The organism is Paenibacillus glycinis (assembly GCF_009909185.1).
GTDB classification, from domain to species: domain Bacteria; phylum Bacillota; class Bacilli; order Paenibacillales; family Paenibacillaceae; genus Paenibacillus_Z; species Paenibacillus_Z glycinis.
Genome location: NZ_JAAAMV010000006.1, coordinates 31115 through 51776, shown reverse-complemented (window position 1 = coordinate 51776; position 20662 = coordinate 31115). Strand labels below are relative to the sequence as shown.

Here is a 20662-nt window from a genome sequence, read left to right as displayed (position 1 = left end):
AATCGTTTCGGCCTGCCCCTATTTGCTCGCAAGCCGCTCCCACTCCTGCTTGATCTTCGCCTCGTCGAGATCGATTCCGATCATCACGAAGTACGGCGCGCCGCCGTACGCGCTCGGCGACCATTCGATCCGCTTGCCAGCCAGCTGGAACAGCATCAGGGCTCCGTCCTTGCCGTACGGCATGTAGCCTTTGGCGCGCAGGCAGCCGTTGCCGCGTCCGCCGATGAAGGCTTCGAACTGGCGGCGGGTGACGGCGCCGCCGTCCGTGTCCGGATAGATCGCCGCCGTCCGGATGCGGGAGAACGACGGGCCAGCGGCGGGTTTGTTCGCGATGGCGGCGGCCGAGACGTCTTCGGCGTTGCCCGCTGCTGCCGGCGTATCGCTCTTGGCCTCCGTCAAGCCGCCGTTCGCGGACTTGACGGATACGCGCGCGGCCAGCGGCGCGGCTCCTTGCCCGCTGCCGGTCGGCGGGGCAACCGGCTCCGTGCGCGGCCGGGCGCCCGCCGGCCCGCTCGTCGCTTGCGGCGAAGGGGTTGCCGCCCTCGCCGTGCCGGCCGGGACGCGCATGCCGGCGGCCGAAGCCCGCATGCCGGAGATCACGGGCTGGCGGCGCTCGCCCGCGGCGGCGATGCCGTCCAGGATGACGGCGGCGTCCAGCTCGCACCGCACGGCGCTGACGAATCGGGCGGAGGCGTTGCGGCTCTGCGCGAGCCCGCGGATCTTGTCGGCGGTACGGTTCGAGATCAAGTCGAATTTGTTGGCAACGATGATATCGGCGACCTCGATTTGCCGCCGCAGCGTGCGGATCAACTCGCGGTCCGAGGAGAAGATGCTATTGTAATCGAGCGCATGCTCCGCATCCAGCACCGTGACGATGCGGTGCAGCGCGACTTTGTCGATAATGGCCGGCTCGGTCATGGCGTCCACGATTTCTTCGGGATTCGCGACGCCCGTCAGCTCCATGACGATGACGTCGGGCCGCATCAGCGCGAGCCGCTCCAGGCACTCCGCGAGCTCGCTCTTCTTGGTGCAGCAGAGGCAGCCTTCCGTGATGCGCTCCATCAGCTGATAGGCGGCCTCCCCGCTCACCTGCTTGCCGTCGACGTCGACCGCGCCGATCTCGTTCATCAGCACGGACGCGCGCAGTCCGCTTGATTTGGCCTGCCGCAGCAGCCTTAGCAGCAGCGTGGTTTTGCCGCTGCCCAGAAAGCCGCTCAAGACCACCACCGGTATTGCACGTTGCTCCATGTTGGCCACGCCCTCCCCCCAAGGTTCACATTCCATGAACAATATGCGGCCCGGCCGGGAAATAACACCCTTTTCGGCGCATCTGTTAAAATCGCGGCGAGGACGGTATAATGGGGCAAGTTTAACTTGCGCCGAAACATATGACCTCCGGTCGGGAGGGGGCTTCACTCGCGCCTTCGGTCGTTTCTTGAGCGCATTGCATAACGAGGAAGGATGGATCGACATGACATTGGCAAACGAACGCGCGGTTACCGTGCACCTGCTGTCCGGCTTTCTTGGAAGCGGCAAAACGACGCTCCTGAATCAGGTCGTCGATTATTATAAAGCGCAGGACGTCAAGGTCGCGGTCGTCATGAACGAGCTCGGCGACGTCAACCTGGACGGGCAGTTCATCGACGGCGACGTGCCGATGGCCGAGATGCTGGGCGGCTGCATCTGCTGCACGATCCGCGGCGATCTCGGCCTGGAGCTGAAGGAGCTGATCGACGAGCATGCGCCGGACGTGGTCCTGATCGAATCGACGGGCGCGGCGAATCCGATGGAAATCATCGACGCCGTGACGGAAGCGGCGCTGATCATGCGCATCGATCTGCGCACGATCGCGACCGTCGTCGACGGTCCGGAGCTGCTGGCGCGCAGCAAGCGCGGCGGACGGACGTACAAGCTGATGCAGGATCAGATTCGCTGCGCGACCGATCTGGTCGTGAACAAGGCGGACAAGCTGTCGCCCGACGAGCTCGTCGAGGTGCAGCAGCTCGTGCGGGAGCTGAACGCCTTCGCGCCGCTGACGGTGACGGTTCGCAGCGTGATCGATCTTGCGATTTTCGATCCGGGAGACGGCGAAGCGAAGCGGGCGCACGAATCGAGTCCGGCCTCGGCGGCCGCTCAAGGCAGCCATGTGTGCGGCGCCAATTGCCGCCATCGCGAGCATGACCACGAAGGCCATGACCACGGACACGCGCATGATCATGAACATGACCACGAAGTCCACGATCATGCCGGCGACCACGCCGAGCATGAGCACGGCCATGGTCACCATCACGCTGCCCACGATTCGCATGCGCATGTTATGACGCTGACGCATTATTTCGCCGGTCCGATCGACAGCCACGACTTCGAGGAATTGCTGAACGGGCTTCCGCAGGACGTATACCGCGCCAAGGGCATCGTGACGTTCACCGATACGAACAGCCGGTTCCTGTTCCAATTCGCCTACCGCGAAACGGAGTTTATCCGGATCACGCCGCAGGGGAACGTGCACGACGTGGCGGTGTTCATCGGCGAGCATTTCGACAAGGATGCCCTGCTGGCCAAGCTCGTCCGGCTGGAACGATAAATAATTGGGTTTTGTTGGATAAAAGCGCGCAAGGATGGACAAGCTACCTCAGAATGGGTCGAACCACGGCCCTCGAAGGGAGCTGACAGAAGATGAACAAACCATCATGGCGCAAGCAATTGGCAGCGCTCGGCACCGCCGCGGCGCTTCTGCTGACCGCGATGCCCGTATATGCCCAGGCGTCCACGCCTTCGTCGGAACAGCTGCAGGCGCAGCATGAGCAAGAGCGCGATCACTGGCGTTTCGGCAGCGGCCACGGCCATAAGGGCGAGGAACGCAAGGCCCGCAGGCTGGAGTTCATGCAGGAAGCGGCGCAGTATTTCGGCATCGCCACGGAAGGCAAATCCGCCGAACAGCTGCATAAGGAACTGAAGGCCGCGAAAGAAGCGAATCCGGCCAAATGGGACAAATTCATGGCGGCGAAGAAGGCTCAGCGCATGGCGCGCCTGCAAGACACGGCCAAGCGGCTGGGCATCTCGACGGAAGGCAAATCCGCGAGACAGCTGCACGAGGAAATCCGCGAGATGTGCAAGAACCGCATGATCAAGGAAAAAGGCGCGAAGCCGTCCGCGGACGCGAAATCCCAATCCTGACGGGCGAGCTTCGCGAACGGAGACAAAAAGCAGCAGCGAGCATTCGGCGACCTAAAGCCTGATGCCCGAATGCTGCTTTTTTTCGTGTCGCGGGAGTCCGGACGCGGCCCGAATGCCATCGGTTGACGCCGGATTTATTTCGGATGCGCTTTCGCTTCGGAGGATTTAGACCGTCACGGCCTGCAGCTTGCGGAACGTCTCGTAGCTGCGGCGCGCGCATTCCGAGATCGAGATCGGATGGAAGCCGTTCACGGCGGCGTACAGCCGGTCGTTCAACGGCGCCGTCCAAGAGGCGGGCAGGGCGCTGCCGCCGAGCATCGCGCCGAGCACGGAGCCGACGGTCGCGCCGTTGCAATCCGTGTCCCAGCCGCCGAGCACGGCGGTCGTGATGCCTTTCTCGAAATCGCCGCCGGAATGGATGAGCGCGGCCGCGCACAAAGCCGCGTTGTTGTTCGTATGCACGGGATGGTAATGGCAGAAAGCATCCCAGATGCGCTCCACGAGCTCGACCTGATCGTCCGCCGAGTCGGCGATGTCGATCGCGAGCTTGATGTCATGGGCCAGCCGGCTGTTCGCCGGAATCGCGCCGAGCCCGATCTCGACGATGCGGCGGACATCGGTTTCCGCGAACGCCGCGGCGACCATGGCCGCGCAGAACATGGCGCCGTAGATGCCGTTCTTGACATGGGAGAAGGACGCGTCCTTCCAAGCCAGCTCCGCGGCCAGCTCCGGGTTCCCGGCCGCGCCGTAGGCGTAGCCGTCGACGCGGATCTGCGCGCCGATCCATTCGCGGTACGGGTTGAGGTAGGTGCGTACCCAATCTTTGGCCTCGGGCGTCAGTCCATCCGTCTCATGGCGCCGCATATGCGCCGTGATCTGCGCGAAATTCAGATAGGCTTGGGTTTCCGCGGTGCATACCTGATTGTAGCTGAGCCGCTCATGCCACAGCCTGCCGACGTCCCAGGAGTCGAAGGCGGCGCCTTTCTCTTCCAGCATGATCAGTCCGAGGACGGTATACCGGATATCGTCGTCGGTCTCCATGAACCGAATATGTTCGCGCGTGCTCGCTCTGCACCATTCGGCGATATGCAGATCCGGATGCGCCCGGACGCTGTCCGATTCCAGCGGCGTGTAGCCCTGGATCGGCCAGGCCTTCGCGCCTTCGAACCACAGCTTTACGTTCGCGCAGCCCGATCTGCCGCCCGAGCCGCCCATGAACGGCGAAGACTCCAGCGGCTTGCCGAGCGCGCAGCCCGCGGATCTTCCGAGCCAAGCGCCGTTGAACTTATCCAGCCATTCGGCGTCCGTCAGGTCCGGCGAGGCGACGGCGACCGCCGGCGGCCGCTGCGCCCGGATCTCGTCCAGCTCGGAGGGTTCGGCGTACGGATAATTCGCGGCGATCGGAAGCGCCGTCAACTCCCCGTACAGCCGCATCAATTCCGCCTCGTCGTTTCCCGCCGCTTCCACGCGCTCCGCGTACCCGGCCACTTCGCAGCCTTCTTCGCCGCGCTGCTTGACTTCTTCCTTGATCAATTGAAACAACGAATCCCAGCCTGCCATCCCCGCAACAGTCCTCTCCTGTACATGATGCTTTCATTGTAAAGGACAACGAGGCGGCGATCTTCTCAGGAACGCGCCGCGGAGTTCTCACTATTTGCGGGATCGGGGCCGCGGCCGGAATCGGGCGCTTCGAGCCCGAGCGTCTGGCGGTAATGCACCGGCGAGATGCCCGTCGATTCCTTGAACACGCGGTAAAACGTCGCCAGGCTCTGAAAGCCGCACTCGAAGCCGATGTGCGCCACCTGCTTGTCGCTGCCGGCGAGCAGCCGCATCGCTTCCTGCACCCGCAGCATCGCGACGTAATCGGCGAAGCGCCGTCCCGTCGTCTCGTGGAACACGCGGCTTGCGCGGGATACGCTGATTCCGAGCTCGTCCGCGACATCCCGCAGGCTGATCGGGTCGCGGTAGCGCTGCTCCACCAGCTGCGCCAGCGCTTTGGTCTGGTTCGCCGACTGCTTCATCGAGAGCTGCCGCGAGGCGCTGAGTCTGCCGTGATAATGCCGCAGCAGCAGGCCGCACAGCTGGATGAGGGCGCTTTTGGCCATCGCTTTATAGCCAGGCTCGCCGCCAATCAGCTCCCGTTCGACCGTCTGCATCCATTCGGCGGCGGCGGCGGCAAGCGGCGAATCCGCGGGTATCAGATTATCGAAATTCGCCGAACGGTAAGAGAACGGCAGCAGCAGGGCGGGATCCTCCGCCATCAGCAGCGAGCTGTCGAAATTCAGGAAGAGGTAGCGGCTCGGATCGCCCGGATCCGACTGGGCGATATGGAGCTCCTCGTTGTTGACCAGGAACAGGTCTCCCTGCCGCACCTGGTACTGCTTGCGGCCGAAATAGAACGTCCCCGTGCCCGACAAGCAAAGACCCATCTCCAGGCTGGCATGGGCATGGAGCGGCTGCCGGTACGTTTTGGGCGTCCATTGAAAGGCGTTGATCGGCACGTCATGCTCGTAGGTGATGGTCATTTTCATGCTTGGCTCATGCTCCTTGCGGGGAACGGAGCGTGTTCCCGAATGATCGGACTCGCGAATAGGATACTACATGACAGCGGTTTCAACAATTCCGCGCGGCCGTTTGGACGCACAAAGGCCGTTTCCGCAGCCGACAAGCTTCGAAAACGGCCCTTTTTGCCCTGTTCGGACAGCGAGATGATGGTGAAGATTACGTATTGCGAGCATGAAAGCATGAATCCCAAGTATGAATCGCAATTACTTCTGAACCGTCTTCAGCTCCTGATGCCGGGAGATGACAAGGTCCATGATATGCCGGTAGATTTGCTCGGCGTACCTCGGATTCAGTCCGCTTTGCTCGGCATACAGCGCGAGCTTCTGGAACTGCTGCGCTTCGCGGGACGGATCCTGGGCGCTTAGCCCGTGCTGGTCTTTATAGATGCCGACCTCTTCGGTGTATTTGAACCGCTCGGCCAGCAGCGTGATCATTTGCCGGTCGATCTCGTCGATGTTCGCTCTCAATTCGGCCAAGTCTGCCATGTGAAACACTCCCCGCATGAATTTCGCACTTAAACGCTTCTACGCAATAAAGCGCCTCTTGCTATCACATTACCACATTATGCGCGATGGTGTAAACGGGTTCTATTTCCAGTCAACGGGGCAAATGGAAGGGATGCGCCGGCGGCGATAGCCTTCGGTCTCGCGAAGGATACGGGCTGCCGAGCGCGATTCATCCGACTTACGCTTGTGCGGAGCTCGTCCGGACAGGCGAAGTTCATCATGAACAACCAGTGCTTGTCCGCCGGAAAGGCCGCAGCATCCCGGTTCGTTTACGTTGGATCAAGCGGCAGTCGACCGGGAATCCGCGCGCGAATAACGCCGTCCTCGCCGTTCGCATGCGGCGGATTCGGCGTTATCCGTAAGCGGCGCCTTATTTCCGGCTGGCTTCTTGAATCAGCGCGGCGATGCTGCCAGCGGGATCTTTGAATTCATTCTGCCGCATGCGGCTTCGAATGATTTCCCGGTCCGCGTACAGGCGGGCAAGCGCGCCGAGGAAAGCTTCGTCCGTCAATTCCTCTTCCTGCAGCACCTCGCAGTAGCCGGCTTTGCGGAACGATTCCGCATTCAGGATCTGATCCCCGCGGCTGGCTCCTTTCGACAGCGGAACGAGCAGCATCGGCTTGCGCAGGGTCAGAAACTCGAAGATCGAGTTGGAGCCCGCGCGCGAGATCACGAGCTCCGAACAGGCGAGGAGATCGGGCAGCTCCTCGTGCACGTACTCGTATTGCCGGTAGCCCCGAACGCCGTCGCATGTCGCGTCCAGCTCGCCTTTGCCGCAGAGATGGATGAGCTGGTACGCCTTGGTCAGCTCCGGCAGGTTGCGCCGCACCGCCTCATTGATGCGCCGCGACCCCAAGCTGCCCCCCATGACGAGCACCACGGGCTTGCCCGGCAGCAGCTTGCTCCACTGCAATCCCTTGAGGGCGCTGCCGCGAAGCAATTCGCGGCGGACGATCGGCCCGACGTGGACCGCTTTGCCCCCTTTGATATGCTCGACGGTCTCGCCGAAGGTCACGCAGACCTTGCGCGCGAACGGATTCGCGATGCGGTTCGCCAGCCCGGGCGTCAGATCGGATTCGTGGATAATGACGGGCACGCGGTTCAGCCAAGCGCCGAGCACGACCGGCACGGAGACGAACCCGCCTTTGGAGAATACGACGTCCGGACGCAGCTTCCGGATCAACCGGAACGCCTGGAAGACGCCTTTCGCGACGCGGAACGGATCCTTCACGTTCTGCAGATCGAGGTAGCGGCGAAGCTTGCCCGTCGAGATGGGGTAATAGTCGACGTCGTCCAGCCTGGCGATCAGCTGTTTCTCGATGCCGCCGCCGGAGCCCATGTAGACGGCGTTCCAGCCTTGGGACTGCAGCATGGGAATCAGCGCCAGATTGACGGTGACGTGACCCGCCGATCCGCCGCCGGTAAACAGGATCCGGCGCGGCTTCTCGCCCCGCGGACGAGGTAAAGCATCATTTGGCATAATCGGCTCCCCTTGCTAGAATCAGTACTGACAGCGTAACACAAAATCCAACGTACGGGAGTGAATGCGAATGTCGTCCTCGAAATTAACTTACATCTTACAACATTATGCGGAACTGCGCGGCGCGCATGACGATTTGCTGCAGCCGGATGAAATCGGGGTTATCGGCCTGTATCAAACGATGCTGGCCGGCTGGAACGAGCGCAGCGCGGAAGGAATGGCGGCGCCGTTCGCGGAGGATTGCGAGCTGATCGGCTTCGACGGGAGCGAGGCTTCCGGGCGGCATGGCGTGGCCGCGCACCTGGCGCCGATATTCGCCCATCACAAGACGCCCGCCTATTATGCAATCGTCAAGTCCGTCAAGCTGGTCGCGCCGGATGCGGCAATCCTGCGCGCTTATTCCGGCCTCGTTCCGGACGGGGCGGAGGACATCGATCCGAAGCTGAACGCGCAGCACGCGCTGACGGCGGTGAAGCGGGACGAGGCATGGTCCATCGTCTTGTTCCAGAATACGCCGGCGCAGTTTCATATGGAGCCCGGGAGGAGCGAGGACATCACCGCGGCGCTGCGCAGGCTGCTTCCGGCTGCGGGCAGCAAGTAGAATGCGCAGCCGCCGATGGGCGTCGATTCGTCGGGGCTGCGTTTTTTCATTGGCCGCAGCTTCTAAATGCCGGTATACTTTGTCCTGGCGCCGCAAGCGTCCGCGCGACAAGCGCCGATGTCCGTGACGACCAATTCCACGCGAAGGAGTGATGATGTTTGTCTAAGTACACGCAAATCCAGATGCCGGTGAGAGGTCGGACGATCCGATAACGGGACGGACCTCTCGCCGGACAAGCCGCGGGAGGTTAAGCATCGCATGATGAAGTTGACCAATATGCTGCGGGGGCTGCAAGACGATCGCCCTGCGCGGAAGCTTATGACGAGATGGGAGCATGACGAGGGCTCGCTCCGTTACTGGCGGGCAAGCAGCAATTTTGTATATGCATTCGCTTGCGAGGGCCGAAGTCGGTTTTTGCGGTTTATTCATGCGAGCGACCATTCGAAGCCGCAGATCGAAGCCGAGCTTGACTACGTCCGATACTTGGCGGCGAACGGGTATCCCGTCGCGGCGCCGGTGATGTCCGCGGACGGGCAATGGATCGAAACGATCGAGGACGATACGGGCGGCAACTATTACGGCGTCGCGTTCGAAGAAGCGGAAGGCGTTCATGTGCCGCTGGACCGGATGACGGACGCGCATTGCGCCAGCTGGGGCCGATCGCTTGCCAGGCTGCACGAGCTTTCGGCGCGCTACGTGCCGGATGCGGACTCGCCGGTCCGCTGGAGCTGGCGAGACGTGCTGGACTGGACGCGCGGCGTGTTGGAGCGGCATCCGGAGGAGGAAGCGGCGCTTCTCGAATGCGACCGGGTGCAGGCTTGGCTGGAGACGCTGCCGCAGGACGGGCGGCTGGCCGGCTTGATTCATTTCGACTTTCAGCCGGACAACGTATTCGACCGGGGCGGGGAGGCCGGGTTCAGCGCCATCGACTTCGACGATGCGATGATGCATTGGTACGCGGCGGCTCGGCGCTGGGCGACCTCGAGGATTTCTCGGCGCCCGAGTCAAAGCGGATCATGCGCGCCTTCCTCGCCGGCTACGAGTCGGTTCGGCCGGTCGATGCGGACGCGGAATCGGCGTTTGCGAAGTTTCGGCGCTTCGACCGACTTTACTCTTTCGCGCGAATCCTGCGCAGCATGGAGGGGATGGACGAATCGTCCGCCCCGGAATGGATGTCCAAGCTGCTGACCAAATTCCGCTTGTTCTGCGGCGAACGCAGATCAATGTTTAACCGGCCGTGGGAGGTAAACGGCTAGCGGCACTTCAAGATTAGCGGCGCTTAAATTCAAACCGCCCTGCCTCCGAATTCGGAAGCAGGGCGGTTCTTCGTCTTCTAAGCCGGCGGGTGGACAGGGGGAGGACGGACGCCGATCGCGGTTAGCGCGCGGTCATCCCTTTGCCGCCGAGCGGCACATGCTTTACCTGCTGCTCGAAGCCGGCGATGAGCGGCTTGGCGCGGCGGATCATCGCCTGCGTCACTTCCAGCGCGAGCGAGGCTTGGTGCGCCTCGGCATTGTCCCAAACCTCGGTAATCCAGATCGCGTCCGGTTCCTCGGGCAGCACGCCGACGATATAGATCTGGCAGTCCGCGACGGCATCCATGCCGGACGCCGCCTCCATCAGAATCGCCGCCAGTTCGTCCCGTTTGCCGGGCTGCGCGATCATTTTGCCGGAAAGGCCGAAATTGCTCATCTGCACACATCCTGTCTTCATGGATTTCTTTCATCCTATCAAAGTTCGACTGACAATTATAGTCAGCGAAACGAAAGGATTGCACCCAGGATGGTGTCCGCCGTACGCCGCGCGGATCGCTTCGGGCAAGCGGCGCGGATGCCGGAGGCGGACGTTCCGGCCAAGCTGCGAGCTGCGCGAGGAGGTTTAGCCGATCGTGAACAGCCCCAACGCCCGTTTGGCTTTCAAGAGCGTATCGTTCGCGGTTTCCGCCGCCTTCGCCGCGCCGTCCTTCAAGATCCCGACAAGCTCTTCCGAATCGACCAGCTCGCGGAACCGGCGTTGGATCGGCTCTAATTTGGCGATGACCGCTTCGGCGAGCTCGCGCTTGAACTGGCCGTAGCCGACGCCCTCGAAGCGCCGCTCGATCGCCGCGACGTCGTCCCCGGAGAAGACCGCATAGATTTCGATCAGGTTGCTGACCTCCGGCTTCCGCTCCCAGTCGTACCGAACGACGCCTTCGGAGTCGGTGACCGCTTTGGCGAGTTTCCTCCGGACGACGTCCGGATCGTCCTGCAGCAGCACGCAGCTGTTCCGGTTCGGATTGCTCTTGCTCATCTTCTTGGACGGATCGTCGAGACCCATGATGCGGGAGCCGATCTCCGGGATGATCGGCTCGGGCAGCGCGAACACCGGCGCGAACCGGTGGTTGAACCGTTCGGCGAGGTCCCGCGTCAGCTCCAGATGCTGCTTCTGATCGTCGCCGACCGGCACGTGCGTCGCCCGATAGAGCAGGATGTCGGCGGCCATCAGCACCGGATAGGTGAACAGCGCCGAGCTGACGGCGTCCTTCCCGTGCGACTTGTCCTTGAACTGCGTCATGCGGGCGAGTTCGCCGAAATGCGCCTGCGTCTCGAGCAGCCAGTTCAGCTCGGCATGCGCGGCGACATGCGATTGGACGAAGATCGTCGCCTTCGCGGGATCGACGCCGGCGGCGACGTAGTACGCGGCGATTTCCTTGGACCGTTGAAACAATCGGCGCGGATCCTGCGGCACGGTGATCGCGTGCAGATCCGGCACGAAGAAATAACACTCGTAGTCCTCCTGCATGCTCGCGAATCGATGCAGCGCGCCGCCGTAGCCTCCGATGTTGAGTTCCCCGCTAGGTTTGATGCCCGATAGGACTCTTTTCATACGTCTAACCTCCTCGAATGGTGGGCTGCAGACCGAACAAAAAACACTCCATCCCCAAAAGGGACGAAGTGTTGGACTCCGCGGTACCACCCGAATTCGACAGCTAAGGTCGCGACTCGCACATGTCAAAACGACTAACATGCGTCCCCTGGATAACGGAGGGACTTGCCGTCGACGCCTACTGGCCGGTCCGCGGACCGGCGTTCGGATCGAAGCGAACGGAGCCATTCATTGCGTTCGATCGTACCGGACCTCTCACCGACCGCCGGCTCGCTTGGACCATCGAAGCTTGCAATTACTCTTTCCGTTCATTGCCTTGGAAATATCGTTTATTGGTAATGGTTAGGAATACTATAGCGGCAAACCGAGGGCGCGTCAAGGGCGGTTCGCGCGCGCTCGATCATTCGCGAGGAGGCTGCCGCCGACGATCTCCGGCATGAAGCGGGCGACGAACAAATGGCGTTCTTCCGAACCGCCGCCCGCCCGTTATTGCGCCAATAAATGGAGCAGCAGCGCCTTCTGCGCGTGCATCCGGTTCTCCGCCTGCTGGTAGATGACCGAGCTCGCGGATTCGATCAATTCTTCCTCGATCTCGAAGCCGGGATGAATGGGCATGTCGTGCATGATGTAAGGCGCGCTGCCGTTCAGCGCGCGTCTGCTCAGTTGGTACGGGAGCATCGTTTTCATGCGGAAGTCTTTGACCGCTTGATAGTCCGCGCTATGGAAATGCTCCATGTCGATCCACGTGTCCGTATAGACGTAGTCCGATTGGGCGACCGCTTCGGGCAGCGAATCCATGCGCTCGACGAAGCCGCTTCCGATGGCGCGGTCCATCAGCTCGCCGTCCCACGACGCTTCGTTCACGATCGGGGCGACGAGCAGCAGGCGAATGCCGAGCGTCAGGCAGCCCGCGATCAAGGAGTTTGCCACGTTGTTCAGAATGCCGACATAGGTGACCGTGATGTTCGCGAAGGTGCCGGACACCTCGTAGATCGTCATGAGGTCCGCCAGCGCCTGGCAAGGATGGTAGCGTTCGCAGCAGCCGTTAATGACCGGAACGGTCGCGTATGCGGCCAGTTCCTGCAGGTCGGAATGCTTCTTCAGGCGGGCGACGATGAAATCGATGTTGCGCGACACGTAACGGGCTTCGTACCGAATCGGCGAAATGCTGAAGTTGCTGGCATTCCAATCCATCGGCACTGCATAGCCGCCCATCTGGTTGATGCCGGATTGGAACGAGAGATTCGTCCGGGTCGACGTCTTCTGGAAAAGCATCAAGACGCCCTTGCGGTCGCAAGCGTTCGCGTAGCGCTCGGGATGTTGTTTGATGGCGATGCCGGTCTGGATAATCGTCGTCAGTTCGTCTCGGTTCAGTTCTTGCAGCGATAGAAAATGGTTCAAATCGAGCACCTCGCAGATATGAATAATTATTCGTAATAGTGATATTAATATTCATGATATACGCCGAATATGCAGAAGTCAATTTATAATTATGCATTTATATGAAGGATGATCTACAGCGCAGGCACGTTCGCTGGCGACGGATTTCCTTGGACCGACGAGGACGAAAAAGGCTGCGGATCTTTTTACCAATTTCATTATTGACAATGAGAATCATTATCGATTAAGATTGTGCATGTACTAATTGATATTGATTCTCATTATCGTTCAGGGGGCTGGTATTGTGTTGTGGAAAGGTTTATCTAAAGGGCTGTTGGCGGCCGCGGTGCTAGCGGCGCCGGCTGCCAGCTTGGGTTATACGGCAAGCGCGGCGAGCGCGCCGATCAAAGTAACGCTGGACGGCAAAAGCGTGTCGCTGGACGCCGCTCCGACGATCGTGAGCGGGCGCACGCTCGTTCCCTACGGCGGCATCGTCGCCGCGCTCGGGGGCAAAGCAAGCTGGGATGCCGCGAGCAAAGCGGTATCCGCGACGCAAGGCGGCGTGTCCGTCAAGCTGACGGTCGGCTCGCGCACGGCCTACATAGACGGGGACGCCCAAACGCTCGAGGCCGCTCCGGTCATCGTGAACGGCAAAACCTACGTGCCGCTGCGGCTCGTTTCCGAAGCCTTCGGCAAATGGGTGTCTTACAGCAAGCCATCCGCGACGGTGGCTATCAGCAGCACGCTGACGGTGAACACGAGCACGGGTCCGTTCGCGCTCAAGAAAAAACCGAAACGGATCGTGACGCTTTCCTCGTCCGACACGGAAATCATCTACGCGCTCGGCAGCAAGGTCGTCGGCCGTTCGACCGCGCTCGGCGCGGTCTATCCGCCGGCCGCCGCATCCGTGCCCGAGGTCGGGAGCACCCACGGCATCGAATTCGAGAAGCTGGCGACGTTGAAAGCGGACCTCGTCATCGCGAGCCCGGCGCTCAAAACCCAGCAAGCGACGATCGAGAAGCTCGGTCCTCAGGTCATGTTCAATTCGCATAATACGTTTACCGAAATTCAAGCCTCCGTTCGCTTGTACGGCCGCATTCTCGGCCAAGAGACGAAAGCCGAGCAGCTGATCGCCAAGATGAACGCCGACGTCGCGTCGCTCAAGAAGCCGAGCGCGCAGCCGAAGACGCTGATCGTATACGGCGCTCCCGGCAGCTTCGTCGTCGCGCTGCCTACGAGCTACCCGGGCAACTTCCTGGAGCTGGCCGGCGGCAAGAACGTCGCGTCGGGCTTCAAGGGCATCGACACCATGCCGCAATACGCGGATCTTAGCTTGGAGCGCATCGTCGCGGCCAACCCGGATCTGATCCTGTTCATCACCCACGGCGATGCCGCGGAAGTGAAAGAAAGCTTCAAGAAACAGTTCGAGAGCAACCCGGCTTGGAAGAGCTTGTCCGCCGTGAAGAACGACCGTTTCGAGGTGCTGCCTTCCGATCTGTTCGCGGCGAACCCGGGCATCCGGGCACCGCAGGCGATCCGGACGATCAACAGCCTGCTGCTGCAGGTCAAGTAAATCGATGGCGACACTCGTTACTGGCAAAGGGAGAGCGCAGCAAGCCGCGCTCTCTCGCCATGCCCGCAGGGTCGCGGTGCTGATCGGCATGGTCGCCCTGCTGCTGGCCGCGATGCTCGTAGGCTTGATGTCCGGCGCAATCTCCATTCCGGCGCGGGAAGTATGGACGTCGCTGCTGCATGCTTCCGATTCGGAAGCGAGGCAGATCGTCTGGAATTTGCGGCTACCTCGCGTCTTGACCGGCCTCTTGGCGGGCATCTGCCTGGCGGTCGCCGGCGCGTTCCTGCAGGGCGTGTTTCGCAACCCGCTTGCCGATCCCGGCATTATCGGCGTTTCTTCCGGCGGCGGCCTTGCGGCGGTCGTCATCATGATTTTGTTTCCGGAGCATATCGCGTACCTGCCGATCTCCGCGTTTCTCGGCGCATTGGCGGCTGCCGCGGTCGTTTACGCGCTCGCTTGGAAGGACGGCGCTTCGCCGCTTCGGCTCATACTGGCCGGCGTCGCCGTCAACTCGCTGCTCGGCGCGGGGATGACCGCGCTCATGATTCTGAACAGCGAGAAGGTGCAGTCCGTGCTGCCGTGGATGTCCGGAAGCTTGAACGGCAGAAGCTGGCCGCATTTCGACACGCTGCTTCCGTATACGGTCGTCGGACTGCTCGCTTCCGCGTTTCTGATCAAGACGGCGAATCTGCTCGTGCTGGGCGACGATGCCGCGAAGCTGCTTGGCGGGCGGGTCGAGGCCGGGAGGCTGCTGATCATTCTGCTGTCGACGTTCCTTGCGGGCGCCGCGATCAGCATCGTCGGGATGGTCGGCTTCGTCGGCTTGGTGGTGCCGCACATCGTAAGGCTGCTCGTCGGCAACGACTATCGGATTTTCCTGCCGGTCTCCGCGATCGGCGGCGGGGCGCTCGTCATTGCGGCGGACACGGCCGCGCGCAGCTGGTTCGACCCGATCGAGTTCCCCGTCGGCATTCTGCTGGCGCTGCTAGGCGCGCCGTTCTTTCTCTACTTGCTGCGAAGGGGGATCAAGCGATGACGGCGATTCCGGCATTGACGGCTTCGGATCTCAAGTACGGCTACGGACGTGAAGCCTCCATCGTGAACGGTTTCAACCTCGAGGTGGCCGCCGGCGAATGGCTGGGCATCGTCGGACCTAACGGATCGGGCAAATCGACCGTGCTCCGGATGTTGTCCAGGTTGGCGGCGCCGCATGGCGGAGCCGTCGAGATGGACGGCCGGGACATGGCCGGCTTGGACGGCAAGGCGATCGCCCGGCAGATGACCATGCTGACGCAGACGCAGGAGCCGGTAACGGATATCACGGTGCGCGAGCTCGTTCGCAGAGGGCGCAATCCCCATCTGAAATGGTACGAGGAATGCCGGGGCAAGCATGAGGACGTGGTCGATTGGGCGCTGCGGGTCACAAGCATGGATCCGCTTCAGCATCGTCTCCTCCAGGAGCTCTCCGGCGGCGAGCGGCAGCGCGCGTGGCTCGCCATGTGCATGGCGCAGACGCCCAAGCTGCTGCTGCTCGACGAGCCGACGACGTATCTCGATATCGCGCATCAGCTGGAATTGATGGAGCTCATCCGCGGCCTGAACCGCGATCAAGGCATTACGGTCGTGATGGTGCTCCACGACTTGAATCAGGCCGCGCGCTACTGCGACCGCATCGTGGCGATGAAGCAGGGCGCGATCGTGCGGGAGGGCAGTCCTTCCGAACTGTTTCGCGCCGACTTCTTCCGCGACGTATTTGGCATTGAGGCGAAAGTATATTACGATGACGGCGTACCGGTTTATTTGCCGTGCGGCATCGCCAAACGCGGAAGCGCGGCGGAGAGCGCTTAGCAGGTAAGCACCAAAGGAGGCTATCGACGATGATTATTGTAGAGAACCGTTTTGAAATCAGGGCCGGCGCCGCGGAGGCGATCTTGGACAGATTCCGCTCGCCGAAGAGCGTGCATACGTTCCCGGGCTTCGTTCGCATGGACGTGCTGCACGCCTCATTGACGGAAGAGACGGAAGAAGTGCGGGTGTGCACGGCTTGGGAGAGCGAAGAAGCGTTCCAAGCGTGGACGAACAGCGATTCCTTCCGCCACGCGCATTCCCGCCGGGGCGAAGGGGCGGAAGGCAGGGGAGAACAGGCGGCGCATGGGGCAAGCACGCATGCGGCAGCCGCGGAGCCCGCTCACGGCGGCGGCCATGGCGGACCTGCTCCCGGTCCGGGCGCAGCCGGGAAAGGACCGATCATCAGCAGCAAAGTCACGACCTATCAGGTCGTCGTGACGCATCTGCCCGCGTCCGCCTCTTCCGTGGAAGCCGGTACCTGAAGGGCCGGACTTCGCGCGGAACGGCCGCGCGGCCACGAAGTTTGAAAAAAGCCTCCTTGACCACGCGGCGCGCGCGGGCAAGGAGGCTTTTTTTCTAGGCGCCCGGCGGTGCGGTCCATGCTTCCAGTTCGGCTTTCTGCCTGAAATGATGCCGCGTATGGAACCCGATCATGTCGAACCATTCGCGGGCGTTCAGCCACCCGAAGCCGCCATGCCGCACTTTCATCTCCGGATCGATCGCGTCAAGCCGCGGTTCCCAAGCCGCCATCTCGCGCTCGATGCGATCCAATTCGGCCAGCAGCTCTTCCTTGCTGCGGTCGTTGCTCGGCGTAAATTCCGGCGTATCCGGCAGTGCGATGCGAATAGGCGGAAACGCGCGGCGCCGAAACACGTCTTCCCCGGCTTCCGTTTTGCCGGAAGTCTGCGGCTCCGTCGTCCTGGCGCAAGTCGCGACGTGGCCCAAATACTCGTCCGCGACGGCGACGATATGGTCCATCAGCTGCCCGAGCGACCAGCTGCCCGGTTTGGCGATGCGCTTCAGCCTGTCCGGCGAATAAGTCTCTAAATCGGATCTGAACGTTTCAATGAAGTCGTACATCGGGAACGACACGCTCCTTCTGGTAGTGTGACTGCTCCTCTTAGCATAACAGGCCATGCCCGAGCGTGGAACGCCCGTATCCGAAGCTAAATCGTCCAAGCCGCAACTTGTCTGCATATTCGGCCAAGTCCCCTCATAAACATTGTACAAGTCAAGCGTAAACGGCTCTTGTCCCCGTACGCGGCCCGTGCGCGATATCCGCACCCGGCTCCGTACACCTCCGGATACGTTTAAAAATTGTGATGAGGGGTTGATCTCATGCGTCGTCGATTCAGTTTCATTGCAGCGATCTTGCTATGCCTCACGGCGGTGCTCGCAGGCTGCGGGACTAAGGACGCGGAATCGGTTGTCAAGGATTTGGACAAAACGTTAAGCGGTCTGGACAGCTATACGGGCAAAGGCACCATGACGTTGTTTACGGGCCAGCAGCCGCTCGAGTACCAAGTGGAAGTTTCCTACCAGAAGCCGTCGTACTACCGCATCGCGCTCACGAACGCCAAGAAGGACATCACCCAGATCGTGCTCCGCAACGACGAAGGGGTGTTCGTGCTCACGCCGCGGTTGAACAAGGTGTTCCGCTTCCAAAGCGACTGGCCGGCCAACCAAGGCCAAGTGTATCTGTACCAGACGCTCGTGCAAAGCATCCTGCTGGACAACTCCCGCCAGTTCGCGGTCGACAACGACGCATACGTGTTCGACGTCATGGCGAATTACCAGAACGGCTCCTTGGCCCGGCAAAAAATTTGGTTGAACAAATCCGACTACGCGCCGAACAAAGTGGAGGTCAGCGACGCCAACAACGCGGTCATGGTATCCGTCAAGTTCGATTCCTTCAAATTCGGCTCCAAGCTCGAGAAGAGCGTCTTCGATACGCAGAAGAACATGGGAACCCCGGCCGCTGGCGGCGATCAGCCGACGATGGCGGATCCGGACAACGGCAATGCGAACGCCGCGAACGACAACGCGAACGCCGGCAGCGACAACGCATCCGCGTCGCCGGACAACGGAGCCAACGCCAATAATCCGGATTACGAAGCCACGAGCGGAAATTCGGACGACACCAACGCGAATGCCGACAATCCGGACAAAAATGCTGCTACGAACGCGAATAACGGCGGCAACGATGCCTCGAACGAGAACGCGGCAAACGAGGATTCGGACGGCGCGATGGCGCCTGCCGACCATGCCGAAGGCACCTTCACGGGCATGGATCCGACATATTTCCCGGACGGCGTGTCGGAGGTGGATAACCAAAACATCGTCTTCGGCGGCAACCCGGGCATCATGATCCGCTACTCCGGCACCTACGACTATACGTTGATCGAGACGCAGCCGAAGGACGTCGCCGTATCCGCGGTGAAGGGCGAACTGAAAGACTTAGGCTTCACGTACGGGTTGCTCAGCGGCGACGAGCAGAAGACGCTCACGTGGACCTACGAGGGTACCGAGTTCCGGATCACGAGCGGCAATATGCCCGAACCGGAGATGATCAAGGTCGCGCAGTCCGTCCAGGGCGAGATGTCCAAATAACGGCTGGAACGCCGGATTTCCAACACTTGCCCGCCGCGATCGAACGTCAATTCATTGACAACCCCTTGCGCGAACGGTTAACATAGAATTTATGGGGTAAACAAGGTGAATCGGTCCGCACTGCCCGATTTTGGCGGCGCGGCCCGTTTCATTCCGGAGAAATGCAAGCGCGTCCGATAAGGTGAAACTGATGCATGCTTGGATTTTGAGATAAACGCCTGCCCATCTTCGCTGGGGGGCGTTTACTTTTTTGGAAATGAAGGTGGGGCAAGTTGACAACGGCTGGTTATTATCGCCCGACTCGGGCCGAGATATCGCTGGATGCATTGCAGCATAATTTGTTGGCTTTTCGCGCGGCCATTCCGGAGGGCATGCTGCTCATGGCATCCGTGAAGGCCAACGCGTACGGCCATGGCGCCGTCGAAGTGGCGCGGGAAGCGGAACGCTGCGGCGTCGATTTCCTCGGCGTCGCCTTCCTGGATGAAGCGCTTCAACTCAGGCAGGCCGGCGTGAAAGCGAAAATTCTGGTGCTGGGCTACGTGCCGCCGGAAGGGTTGGATATCGCGCGCGACGCGGATATCGCGATCGCGCTGTTCCGCGACGATGTCCTCGAAGCGGCTGCGGCGCTGCCCGTTAACGGCAAGAAGCTTGCCGTTCACGTGAAGATCGACACGGGCATGGGGCGCCTCGGCCGGTTGCCGGACGACGCGATTCCGTTCATCCGCTCGGCGATGCAGGTTCCGAATCTGCACGTGGAAGGCTTGTTCACGCATTACGCGCGGGCCGACGAAGCGGACAAGAGCTATACGCGGCTGCAGCACGAACGGTTCGGGAACGTTGTCGAACGGTTGAAGGCCGAGGGGTTAATAATCCCGATCATTCACGCGGCGAACAGCGCGGCGGGCATCGATACGCCGGAGATGGGCGGCGGCATGCTGCGACTCGGCATCAGCATGTACGGCTTGTATCCGTCCACGGAAGTGAACAACAGCCGGATCGCGCTGAAGCCGGTCATGACGCTGAAGACGGAGGTCGTGATGGTGAAGGAAGCTCCGCCGGGCTGGGGCATCAGCTACGGCTCGCGGTATGTCACCGCGGGCAAGGAGTCGATCGGGACGCTGCCGGTCGGGTATGCCGACGGGTACAGCCGCATGCTGACGGGCAAAGCGGAAGTGCTGATTCGCGGGCGGCGCGTGCCCGTGCTCGGCACGATTTGCATGGACCAGTGCATGATCGCGCTCGATCCGGTATCGGACGGAGTTCCGGTCGCGAACGGCGAGGAAGTCGTGCTGATCGGCGCGCAAGGCGATGACGTGGTGACGGCGGAAGAGGTGGCGGCGAAGCTCGACACGCTCAACTACGAAGTGACCTGCATGATCGCGGCCCGGGTGCCGCGCGTCTATAAGCGCGGCGGGGAGATCGCGGCGGAGTCGAATCCGCTGCTGCGCGCGAAGGAATAAATTTCATGCGCAAGATTTGATTGGCGCAAGAGGATTTTATCGTCTAAGCGCGAATAATGTAAGTTAGCCAATACGGTTTGGGGCCTTCGTAGGTTACACGTGGATGCAGCATACTTGATATACGGGTTGCATACATATGAGGGTGTATAATACGGACCAAACAATGACATACTGTTACTGTTTTTTGAAATATAAGCCTTTTTTACCTATATGCAGCAGGCTTATGTTTCTCCGGGATGAAACGCGTTTCGCCTTCTTAAGGACGGTGACGGCCGTTTCACCTTGCTGGAAATGTTTTGGAGGTGCGAGTTCGGTGGCCAATTTGCAAAATACCAAAAGGATTATGATCAGTTTACCGGATCATTTGCTGGAGGAAGTCGACGGAATCGTCGCCAAAGAAAACTCGAACCGAAGCGAATTTATTCGTCAGGCTATGAAACTGTACTTGATTGAACGGAAGAAGCGTCAGATTCGGGATTCAATGCAGCGGGGCTATCTGGAGATGGCCAAGATTAACCTGGTAATGGCTTCGGAAGCTTTTCAAGCGGAGGAAGATGCCGGCGACACGCTCGGCCGACTCGTAAGCGGGGTGTAAGC

The 20662-nt window shown here is 61.1% G+C and carries 20 protein-coding genes; 11 read left to right on the top strand and 9 right to left on the bottom strand.

From position 1 onward, the window contains the following. Positions 1 to 18 precede the first annotated feature (18 nt). Positions 19 to 1248 carry a CobW family GTP-binding protein gene (locus GT019_RS11000; RefSeq protein ID WP_161743193.1) on the bottom strand — a complete coding sequence of 410 codons (1230 nt, stop codon included), beginning with the start codon at positions 1246 to 1248 and terminating at the stop codon, positions 19 to 21. Positions 1249 to 1471: 223 nt separating this feature from the next. Between GT019_RS11000 and GT019_RS10995 the strand changes: the two genes are divergently transcribed. Next, positions 1472 to 2584: a CobW family GTP-binding protein gene (locus tag GT019_RS10995; protein ID WP_201755341.1), complete on the top strand. Its 1113-nt coding sequence runs from the start codon at positions 1472 to 1474 to the stop codon at positions 2582 to 2584. 92 nt (positions 2585 to 2676) lie between these two features. After that, a complete protein-coding gene (locus tag GT019_RS10990; protein WP_161743192.1) occupies positions 2677 to 3177 on the top strand; it encodes a hypothetical protein in 501 nt (166 codons plus the stop codon). Between the two features lie 165 nt (positions 3178 to 3342). Here GT019_RS10990 and GT019_RS10985 read toward each other — a convergent pair whose 3' ends face one another. From GT019_RS10985 to GT019_RS10970, 4 genes are all read right to left on the bottom strand, one after another. Further along, entirely contained in the window at positions 3343 to 4737 is a 1395-nt protein-coding gene (locus GT019_RS10985) for an ADP-ribosylglycohydrolase family protein (protein ID WP_161743191.1), read from the bottom strand. A gap of 65 nt (positions 4738 to 4802) precedes the next feature. Next, on the bottom strand, positions 4803 to 5708 hold the full coding sequence (locus GT019_RS10980; protein WP_161743190.1) for an AraC family transcriptional regulator: 906 nt from the start codon (positions 5706 to 5708) through the stop codon (positions 4803 to 4805). A 237-nt stretch (positions 5709 to 5945) separates the two neighbouring features. Next, positions 5946 to 6227, bottom strand: a complete 282-nt coding sequence (locus tag GT019_RS10975; protein ID WP_161743189.1) for a chorismate mutase — start codon at positions 6225 to 6227, stop codon at positions 5946 to 5948. Between the two features lie 391 nt (positions 6228 to 6618). Beyond that, on the bottom strand, positions 6619 to 7728 hold the full coding sequence (locus tag GT019_RS10970; RefSeq protein WP_161743188.1) for an undecaprenyldiphospho-muramoylpentapeptide beta-N-acetylglucosaminyltransferase: 1110 nt from the start codon (positions 7726 to 7728) through the stop codon (positions 6619 to 6621). Between the two features lie 70 nt (positions 7729 to 7798). On the opposite strand from GT019_RS10970, the gene GT019_RS10965 reads away from it, so the two are divergent. Together GT019_RS10965 and GT019_RS10960 are read left to right on the top strand one after the other, a co-directional pair. Then, a complete protein-coding gene (locus GT019_RS10965) occupies positions 7799 to 8329 on the top strand; it encodes an SgcJ/EcaC family oxidoreductase (RefSeq protein WP_161743187.1) in 531 nt (176 codons plus the stop codon). A gap of 258 nt (positions 8330 to 8587) precedes the next feature. After that, on the top strand, positions 8588 to 9517 hold the full coding sequence (locus GT019_RS10960) for a phosphotransferase enzyme family protein (protein WP_161743186.1): 930 nt from the start codon (positions 8588 to 8590) through the stop codon (positions 9515 to 9517). Between the two features lie 189 nt (positions 9518 to 9706). Here GT019_RS10960 and GT019_RS10955 read toward each other — a convergent pair whose 3' ends face one another. The 3 genes from GT019_RS10955 to GT019_RS10945 all read right to left on the bottom strand — a co-directional run bounded on the left by GT019_RS10955 (position 9707) and on the right by GT019_RS10945 (position 12595). After that, on the bottom strand, positions 9707 to 10042 hold the full coding sequence (locus GT019_RS10955; protein WP_235947707.1) for a putative quinol monooxygenase: 336 nt from the start codon (positions 10040 to 10042) through the stop codon (positions 9707 to 9709). A 165-nt stretch (positions 10043 to 10207) separates the two neighbouring features. Continuing rightward, a complete protein-coding gene (trpS, locus tag GT019_RS10950) occupies positions 10208 to 11194 on the bottom strand; it encodes a tryptophan--tRNA ligase (protein WP_161743185.1) in 987 nt (328 codons plus the stop codon). A 486-nt stretch (positions 11195 to 11680) separates the two neighbouring features. Further along, on the bottom strand, positions 11681 to 12595 hold the full coding sequence (locus GT019_RS10945; RefSeq protein ID WP_161743184.1) for an ornithine carbamoyltransferase: 915 nt from the start codon (positions 12593 to 12595) through the stop codon (positions 11681 to 11683). Between the two features lie 283 nt (positions 12596 to 12878). On the opposite strand from GT019_RS10945, the gene GT019_RS10940 reads away from it, so the two are divergent. The 4 genes from GT019_RS10940 to GT019_RS10925 are packed head-to-tail and all read left to right on the top strand — an operon-like array spanning position 12879 to position 16477. Continuing rightward, on the top strand, positions 12879 to 14147 hold the full coding sequence (locus GT019_RS10940) for an ABC transporter substrate-binding protein (RefSeq protein WP_161743183.1): 1269 nt from the start codon (positions 12879 to 12881) through the stop codon (positions 14145 to 14147). A gap of 4 nt (positions 14148 to 14151) precedes the next feature. Further along, positions 14152 to 15183 carry a FecCD family ABC transporter permease gene (locus tag GT019_RS10935; protein WP_407945076.1) on the top strand — a complete coding sequence of 344 codons (1032 nt, stop codon included), beginning with the start codon at positions 14152 to 14154 and terminating at the stop codon, positions 15181 to 15183. Continuing rightward, positions 15180 to 15995, top strand: a complete 816-nt coding sequence (locus tag GT019_RS10930; protein WP_161743182.1) for an ABC transporter ATP-binding protein — start codon at positions 15180 to 15182, stop codon at positions 15993 to 15995. The genes GT019_RS10935 and GT019_RS10930 overlap by 4 nt, the downstream gene beginning before the upstream one ends. A gap of 29 nt (positions 15996 to 16024) precedes the next feature. Beyond that, positions 16025 to 16477 carry an antibiotic biosynthesis monooxygenase gene (locus GT019_RS10925; protein ID WP_161743181.1) on the top strand — a complete coding sequence of 151 codons (453 nt, stop codon included), beginning with the start codon at positions 16025 to 16027 and terminating at the stop codon, positions 16475 to 16477. A gap of 94 nt (positions 16478 to 16571) precedes the next feature. Here GT019_RS10925 and GT019_RS10920 read toward each other — a convergent pair whose 3' ends face one another. Further along, positions 16572 to 17075: a DinB family protein gene (locus tag GT019_RS10920; protein ID WP_161743180.1), complete on the bottom strand. Its 504-nt coding sequence runs from the start codon at positions 17073 to 17075 to the stop codon at positions 16572 to 16574. A gap of 258 nt (positions 17076 to 17333) precedes the next feature. On the opposite strand from GT019_RS10920, the gene GT019_RS10915 reads away from it, so the two are divergent. From GT019_RS10915 to GT019_RS10905, 3 genes are all read left to right on the top strand, one after another. Continuing rightward, the gene (locus GT019_RS10915) at positions 17334 to 18605 is read left to right on the top strand and encodes an outer membrane lipoprotein-sorting protein (RefSeq protein WP_161743179.1); all 1272 of its coding nucleotides are present in this window, start codon (positions 17334 to 17336) and stop codon (positions 18603 to 18605) included. 272 nt (positions 18606 to 18877) lie between these two features. Then, positions 18878 to 20065 carry an alanine racemase gene (alr, locus tag GT019_RS10910; RefSeq protein WP_161743178.1) on the top strand — a complete coding sequence of 396 codons (1188 nt, stop codon included), beginning with the start codon at positions 18878 to 18880 and terminating at the stop codon, positions 20063 to 20065. A gap of 313 nt (positions 20066 to 20378) precedes the next feature. Beyond that, positions 20379 to 20660 (top strand): CopG family ribbon-helix-helix protein, encoded by a 282-nt coding sequence (locus GT019_RS10905; RefSeq protein WP_090644307.1) that lies wholly within the window; start codon positions 20379 to 20381, stop codon positions 20658 to 20660. Positions 20661 to 20662: the final 2 nt, after the last annotated feature.